The sequence below is a fragment of the Gordonibacter sp. genome (assembly GCF_036667095.1).
Lineage (GTDB): Bacteria > Actinomycetota > Coriobacteriia > Coriobacteriales > Eggerthellaceae > Gordonibacter.
In genome coordinates this window covers 1-8062 of the sequence record NZ_JAVWUP010000028.1, presented here as the reverse complement: position 1 = coordinate 8062, position 8062 = coordinate 1, and the positions used below count along the sequence as shown (strand labels likewise).

Below are 8062 nucleotides of genomic sequence, written 5' to 3'. Positions count from 1 at the left end.
GAGAAATAACTAAATTTTACTTCCTTATCAGCTTTTACTATTCCCTAAATCTTTCTTTTTGCGTTTCAAAATACGTCTCTCGTTCAGGAGATTCTCCGAGCGAGTACAGGCTCGCCGCGCTCTATGCAAGCGTTCTCGAGCAAATCAGCGCATCAGATGAGCCGATAAACGAGCCGATAAACGAAAAAGAAAAGCAGGTGCTTAATTACCTGCGAGAAAACCCTCAATCTACCAAAGAGCAAATCGCAACTGCCATCGGACAGAGCAGGTCGAGCGTCACGCGTCACATCCAAGCCCTGATGGCAGCGGGAGCATTAAGGCGCATTGGCTCGAACAAGACCGGATACTGGGAAGTCGTTTAGGAAACGCTTCAAGGACATCTCAGAACTGCTGATCGTACTACACAACCGCCTTCGAAGCACATTGCGCACAGGTACGACGACGAGGGCCCGCAGCGCTGCGGGCCCTCGAACTACCATCAAGTGCTTGCGGGTCGCCTACTTGTCGCGCGCGTCGCCCATCGTCTCGGCAAGCGCAGCCTGGCCGGCGGCCAAACGGGCCAGCGGCACGCGGTAAGGCGAGCAACTCACGTAGGTGAGGCCAATCTTATGGAACGTCTTCACCGAATCGGGGTCGCCACCGTGCTCGCCGCACACACCCAGCGTGATGTCGGGGTTCGTAGCGCGGCCCTTCTGGCAGGCGATGTCCACCAACATGGCAACGCCGGGGTCGACCGTCTCGAAGGGGTTGAACGGCAGGATGCGGCGCTCAAGGTAGCGCGGCACGAACTTCGACTCTACGTCGTCGCGGCTGAAGCCGAACGCCGTCTGCGTCAGGTCGTTGGTACCGAAGCTGAAGAAGTCGGCCTTGGTGGCTATCTCGTCGGCGGTGACGGCAGCACGTGGCAGCTCGATCATCGTGCCGATGGGGATGTTCAGCTCGACGCCCTCCTCGGAAGCGACCTGGACCAGAACCTCCTCCGCCTCGCCGCGCAGCGTCTCCAACTCGGGCAAGACGCTCACCAACGGAATCATGATCTCAGGCTCGGGATGCAGGCCTTCTTTCTGCAAGCGGGCGGCAGCCATGGCAATGGCACGCACCTGCATGGCCGGAAGCTCGGGATACAGGATAGCCAAACGGCAACCGCGCAGGCCCAGCATCGGGTTCACCTCGGCCATAGCATCCACCTGCGACAGCAGTGCACGCTTCTCGGCGATGTCGGCAGCAGGCGCACCCTCGCACACCATACGCGTGATCTCCACGTCCAGCTCGCGCGGGCTGTCCAAGAACTCATGCAGCGGCGGGTCGAGCAGACGCACGATGACCGGCAGGCCGTCCATGGCCTTGAACATGCCGTAGAAGTCGCCTGTCTGGGCCTCCAGCAGCTCGTCGAGCGCTTTCTGGCGGATGGACGGCTCCTCGTTCAAGATGAACGACTGGATGATCTGCTTACGATCGCCTAGGAACATGTGCTCGGTACGGCAGAGGCCGATGCCCTCGGCGCCGAAGCCGCGGGAAAGTTCGGCATCCTCGGGGTTGTCGGCGTTGGCGCGCACGCCCATAGTGCGGAATTCGTCGGCCCACTCAAGGATGGTGTCCAGGTCGCCCGTGAGCTCGGGGAGCACCAACTCAACCGCTCCCAACACAACGCAGCCCGACGTGCCGTCGATGGAGATCATATCGCCCTCGCGGATGACGATATCGGTGCCGGCGATGGCGGCTTCCTTCTTCTCGGCGTCGATCTTAAGCATCTCGGCACCGCAAACGCACGGGGTGCCCATGCCACGGGCGATAACGGCCGCATGGCTGGTCTTGCCACCATGCGACGTAAGGATGCCCTCGGCGGCGATCATGCCGGCCAGGTCATCGGGGTTCGTCTCCCAGCGCACCAGCACGCACTTGCGGCCGGCTTCGGTCGTAGCCACCGCGTCGGCAGCGGAGAACATAGCCTCGCCCACTGCGGCGCCCGGGCTGGCATTCAGGCCCTTGGCCACTACGTCGTAGTTTGCATGCTTGTCGAACTGCGGGTGCAGCAGCTGGTCGAGCTGCTCGGGATCGACGCGCATGACGGCCTCTTTCTTGGTGATGAGGCCCTCTTTCTCCATCTCAATGGCGATGTGCAACGCAGAGGCGGCGGTACGCTTACCCACGCGGGTCTGCAGCATCCAGAGCTTGCCCTGCTCGATGGTGAATTCGATGTCGCACATGTCGCGGAAGTGGTTCTCCAACGTCACGAACACTTCTTCAAGCTCGGTGCCGGCCTCTTCAAGACCCTCGACATGCTTGAGATCGGCGATAGGGCTGGTGTTGCGAATACCGGCCACGACGTCCTCGCCCTGGGCGTTCACCAGGTAGTCGCCGTAGAACTCCTTCTCGCCGGTGGCCGGGTTGCGCGTGAACGCCACACCGGTGGCGCTGGTGTTGCCCTTGTTGCCGAACACCATGGACTGCACGTTCACGGCCGTGCCCAAGTCGTCGGCGATCTTGTTCTGCTTGCGGTAGAGCGTCGCGCGGGGGTTGTTCCAGCTGCCGAACACGGCCTCGATAGCCAGCTGCAGCTGCACGCTGGGATCCTGCGGGAACCGCACGGTGCCGTCCGACACGAGACTCGCGTAGTCGGAGGCGGGCACGTTCTCGGTGAAAATCTGCTTGAATTCGACCACGAGCTCCTGCAAGTCCTCGGCAGTGAGGTCGGTGTCGGTGGCTACGCCGCGGGCGTTCTTCATAGCCGTGATGGCGTTCTCGAACAGATCACTGTCCAAGCCCATGACCACGGAGGAGAACATCTGGATGAAGCGACGGTAGGAGTCCCACGCAAAACGAGGGTTCTCAGTCTGCGCGATCAAGCCCTTGATGGACTCGTCGTTGAGCCCCAGGTTCAGCACGGTATCCATCATGCCCGGCATGGACAGCGGCGCACCGGAGCGCACGGACACGAGCAGCGGGTCGCTCGCCTCGCCGATCTTCTTGCCCATGCGAGCCTCGAGGTCCTCGCGGTACTCCTGGATGGTGTCGAGCACTCCCTCGGGCCATACGTTGCCCGCGTTGGCATACTCCATGCATGTCTGGCACGAGATAGTGAATCCCGGAGGCACCGGAAGTCCGATGTTGGCCATTTCGGCGAGGTTCGCGCCTTTGCCGCCCAACACCGCCTTCATGGATGTATTGCCTTCGGTTACGTTGTTACCCTGTGCGTCTTTGCCGAAAGCATAGACTCGTTTGACTTCTTCAGTCACCTTTTTCTCCTTAAACACGATGCCAATCGTACAGAGTTTCGAACCACGTGGGTTCGCAGGCCTAGCCCATCATATCAGCCGATGGAGGGTGAGCGCGCTCATAGTAACGCAAAATCTCTTGCGCTGTTTCCTCAACGGCTCGATTTTCGGTGTGAACGACAATGCAGCCGAGTTTGCGCATCAGAGCACGCGCTCCGTCGAGATCCTGATAGACGTACTCGGGGTCGGCGTAGCTCTTCGCCACCACGCCGGCATTGCCGAGGCGCCGCTGTCGGATGCCCACCAGCACCTCGGGTGTGGTCATAAGCCCGAACAGGCGCGTGCGGTCGACGTCGGCTAGCTCGCGTGGCGGAGCCGTGTGAAGATCCAGCGGGATATTCGCCACCTTGTAACCTTGTTGGGCCAGGTAGATAGACGTAGGCGTCTTGGAGGAACGCGATACGCCCAGAAGCACGATGTCGGCCTGCGTCAGCTCTTGCGGGTTGCGGCCGTCGTCATGGGCGATGCTGAACTCGATGGCCTCGATGCGCCGGAAATAGTACTGGTCGGCCACGTGCAGGCCGCCGGGCTTGGTGGAGGGTGCCAGCCCCGTCATGTCCGCGATGGCAGCGATGGCATCGGTCATGAGGTCGATGGCCACGATGTCGTCACGCGCAGCGGCGTACTCCGCCAACTCGTGCGCCAGCTCACGGTTCACCAGCGTATAGAAGATCAGCATGCGCCCATCGCCCGTGCGCTTGCGATGGAACGCGCCGTGCACTTCGATGAACTCGCATATCTCGTCGAACGACCCCGCTTTAGGCAGCACCTCGATACAGGGGTTCGTCACACCGAACTGGGCGGCGGCCGCACGGGCCACCGCCTGGGCCGTGATGCCCACCGAGTCGCTGACCACGTGGATGGTGGGCAGCGGCCCCACATTCTCGTGCGGGATGAAATCCGTCATGGCTTTACTTCGCACCCTTGGCCATGCGGCCGAAGTCCGCCACATTGGCGAACACTCCTACGAAACGGTTCAGTAGGCGCAGGCGGTTCTCGCGCACCTGGTCATCCTTGTCCATAATGAGCACGTCGGCAAAGAACGTGTCGATGGGGCCGCGCAAGGCGGCCAAGGCGGCCAAGGCGGCCGCATAGTCGTCGGCCGCAAGTGCAGCTCCCACGCGCGCCTCCACCTCGTCGATGGCCGCGAGCAACGTGGCCTCGGCTCCGCCGGCAATGTCGCCGTCCACCGTGCTCCCCAGCGCCGCATCGCGCAGATTGTTCGCACGGGCGTAAGCCGTGGCCAGGTCGTCGAATGTCTCGGGCTCATGGCGGCGCGCGGTCTCAAGCGCACGCGTACGGGCAATGATCTGCACCGGCTCGCGCACCGCGGCGGCAAGCACCGCATCGATAGTGTCCGGAGAGACGCCCGAATCGCGCAACATGACCTTCGTGCGCGTGACGAAGAACTCGGCCACAGCCTTGCGCACCTCATCGCGATCGAAGTCGATACCAGCGCCGGCATAGGTGTCGAGCGACGCATCGATGGCGCGCCCGAGCGACACCGGCAGCCCGCCTTCCAGCATAGCCACGATGCCGATGGCACCGCGGCGCAGCGCAAACGGGTCGGACGACCCTGTGGGGCCCTGCCCGACGGCAAACAGGCCGCAGATGGTGTCCAGCTTGTCGGACACCGCCACGATCCGGCCCACAACCGACGCCGGCGGCTCGTCGCCGGCGAAACGCGGACGGTAATGGTCGGCAATAGCGCGCGCCACCTGCTCGCTCTCGCCCGAAGCCTCGGCATAATACGACCCCATGATGCCTTGCACGCTGGTGAACTCCACCACCGCGCCGGTAACCAGATCGGCCTTCGCCAGGTAGGCCGCACGCACGGCATCCGACGCGTCGGCCTCGGCCAGCGCCGCATCAGCGGCCAGATGGGTCGCCAGCGCCACGATACGGTCGGTCTTGTCCTTCATCGTGCCCAGCGCCTCCTGGAACACCACCTCGTCCAAACGGTCGACGAACGCTTCGAGCGGGTGCTTCAAATCCTCCTCGTAGAAGAACTTCGCATCAGACAGGCGCGGGCGCACGACGCGCTCGTTGCCGTTGCGGATGATGTCGGCGCACGCGGGATCGCCGTTCGACACGACGATGAACTTGTTCGTCAGCTTGCTCGCCGCGTCATAGAGCGGGAAGTAGCGCTGGTGCATGAGCATGGCGTCCACGATGATCTCCTCGGGAACGCGCAGGAACTCCTCGTCGAATGTGCCCACAATGACCGTAGGGTATTCGGAGAGGTTCGTCACCTCGAGAAGCGTCTTCTCGGGCAGCTCGGCGCGCAGCCCCGTCTCGGCCTCGACGCGCTCCACTCCGGCACGGATCACCGCTTCGCGAGCCGGTTCGCTTGCCACGACGAAGGCGCCCTCAATAACGCCCACCAGGTCGGCGGCGGCTGCCACCTCATGCGGGCCGGGAGCCAAGAAGCGGTGGCCGTAGGTGAGGTTGCCTGCGGTAAGGCCGGCGAACTCCACAGGGATCACGCGCTCGTCAAGCAGGGCGACCAGCCAGCGCACCGGACGCGAGAAGTACTGGCGCGTCGTGCCCCAACGGCACGATTTCGGCCAGGAGATGTCCTCGATAATGCCGTGCAGCACGTCGGGCAGAAGCTCGGCCACATCGCGCGCGGGGATGCTCTTCGCAGCGAATACGTACTCAGCACCGTTCTCCTCGCGGCGCTCAAGCGCGCCCACGTCCAGCCCCTTGCCGCGCGCAAAGCCGACAGCGGCCTTCGTGGGGTTGCCTTCCGCATCAAAGGCGATCTTGGCAGAGGGGCCGCGGAACACCTCTTCGAGCGCCTCGGTGGCATCGGCCACGTCGGCCACGATCGCCACCAAGCGGCGCGGCGAGGTATAGATGGAGACAGTCCCGTGCGGGATGCGCACGGCATCAAGCGCAGCAGGTACGAGCTTTTCCAGCTGGAGGGTTGCCTTATGCAGGTCGAACGCAGGGATCTCCTCGGTGCCTATCTCGAACGCGAGCACATGCAGGTTACTCATGGCCGTCCCCCTTCCCTGCCTCGGGCGCAGGCGCTATCGCGCCGTCCGCATCCGCAGGCGCCAGGCCCACAACATGCTCCATGTAGGACGCGCACACGGCCTTGGCCAGCGTGCGGACGCGCAGGATGTAGGCCATGCGCTCGGTTGCCGAGATCACGCCGCGCGCATCCAGCAGGTTGAACGTGTGACAGCACTTCAGCACACTGTCGTAGGCCGGCAGCGGCAGGCCCGCGGCCAGCGTGCGCTGGCATTCGGCCTCGCGGTCGCTGAACTCTTGGAACAGGAATTCGGTGTCGGCCACTTCGAAGTTGTATGCCGAGTACTGGCGCTCGTTTTCCAGATACACGTCGCCATACGTGAAGGTGACGCCATCGTTGCCGCGCGCCCATACGATGTCGAACATGCTGTCCACGCCCTGCACGTACATGACCAGGCGCTCAAGACCGTAGGCGATCTCCACGGGCACCGGGCTGCACTCGAAGCCGCCCACCTGCTGGAAGTAGGTGAACTGCGTGCACTCCATGCCGTCGATCCACACCTCCCAGCCAAGGCCCCAGGCACCCAGCGTCGGGCTCTCCCAATCGTCCTCGACGAAGCGTACGTCGTGCGCGTCCACATCGATGCCGATGGCGCGCAGGCTGCCCAGGTACAGGTCCTGGATGTTGTCCGGCGAGGGCTTCATGAGCACCTGGAACTGGAAGTAGTGCTGGGTGCGGTTCGGGTTCAAGCCGTAGCGCCCGTCCGTGGGGCGGCGGCAGCCCTGCACGTAGGCCGTGCGCCAGGTGTCCGGGCCAAGCGAGCGCAACGTGGTAGCCGGAGCATTGGTGCCGGCACCCACCTCGTTGTCGTAGGGCTGCAGAATAACGCAGCCGGCATCGGCCCAGTAGCGTTGCAAGTTCATGATGACGTCCTGGAACGTCGGCGGCAATGGCATGGAAGCCGCCTCGCTGCCCACAGTCGCGGCAGGTACGGTCTTAGATGGCATGATTCTCCTCGTCTTCCCTATCCTTGGCGTCCGCGCGTGCGCGGCGCTTGTTCCCTTATGCGAATATTAGCCCAGCAGGCCGAAGTTGTTCAGCGGCCAGTAAATGAGCAGGCCCCTTCCCGTAACCGTGTTCTCTTCGATAGCTCCGAAGTAACGCGAATCCTGGGAGTTCGTGCGATTGTCGCCCATGACCCACAAGTGGCCGGCGGGAATGGTGTAAGGGTAGGAGAACTCGGTTCCCAGCGCCGTCTTCAGCGGCTCGGAGGGCAGTCCGTGCGTGTAGGGCTCGTTGAGCGCCACCCCGTCCACGACCACCCGGCCGTCGATCAGGTCGACGGTCTGGCCGCCTACGGCGATGCAGCGCTTGATGAGTACGCGGCCGGGTATTTCGGGATCCTGGAAGGTAACGATGTCGCCCGGTTCAGGATCGCGCAGATAGTAGCTCACCTTTTCCGAGAACACCATATCGCCGGTCATGATGGTAGCCTCCATCGAGCCGGAAGGTATCTCGTAGGGTTGGAAGACGAACGTGCGCAAGGCCCACGACAGCCCGAAAACAAAGGCCACCATGATGACTAAACTAAGAATGCTCCTGAAAATGCTCCGCTTGCGGGGCTCGGCATGCTGCCCGGAATCCATAAAGGTCGTCTATCCTTTCCGAACGGGCGCGAAACGCCCGGATGAGGTCACGAGCGTATATGATAACGCTTCGCGCCTAGACGCCCGGCTCGGTCGATAAACTCTTCAGAAATTCCCGATCAGCGGGCGAAAGGTCGACGCCGTCGAGCAGGTCGGGGCGC

Annotated in this window: 6 protein-coding genes; 1 reads left to right on the top strand and 5 read right to left on the bottom strand. The window is 62.9% G+C overall.

Annotated features, from left to right (window positions below; all coding sequences use genetic code 11):
• On the top strand, positions 1-362 hold a 362-nt coding region (locus tag RR842_RS04725; RefSeq protein WP_332729118.1), incomplete at its 5' end, for a winged helix-turn-helix transcriptional regulator.
• Positions 363-497: 135 nt separating this feature from the next.
• Here RR842_RS04725 and ppdK read toward each other — a convergent pair.
• The 5 genes from ppdK to lepB form a co-directional block, all read right to left on the bottom strand.
• A complete protein-coding gene (gene ppdK, locus RR842_RS04720) occupies positions 498-3236 on the bottom strand; it encodes a pyruvate, phosphate dikinase (protein ID WP_332514206.1) in 2739 nt (912 codons plus the stop codon).
• 61 nt (positions 3237-3297) lie between these two features.
• Positions 3298-4182, bottom strand: coding sequence for a pyruvate, water dikinase regulatory protein (locus RR842_RS04715; RefSeq protein ID WP_332514205.1), 885 nt, complete (start codon positions 4180-4182; stop codon positions 3298-3300).
• A 4-nt stretch (positions 4183-4186) separates the two neighbouring features.
• Complete coding sequence (gene glyS / locus RR842_RS04710; protein ID WP_332729116.1) at positions 4187-6277, bottom strand: glycine--tRNA ligase subunit beta; 2091 nt, start codon at positions 6275-6277, stop codon at positions 4187-4189.
• Positions 6270-7211, bottom strand: a complete 942-nt coding sequence (locus RR842_RS04705) for a glycine--tRNA ligase subunit alpha (RefSeq protein WP_332514209.1) — start codon at positions 7209-7211, stop codon at positions 6270-6272. Before RR842_RS04705 ends, glyS begins: the two co-directional genes overlap by 8 nt.
• Positions 7212-7328: 117 nt before the next feature.
• Entirely contained in the window at positions 7329-7901 is a 573-nt protein-coding gene (lepB, locus tag RR842_RS04700) for a signal peptidase I (protein ID WP_332514201.1), read from the bottom strand.
• Positions 7902-8062 lie beyond the last annotated feature (161 nt).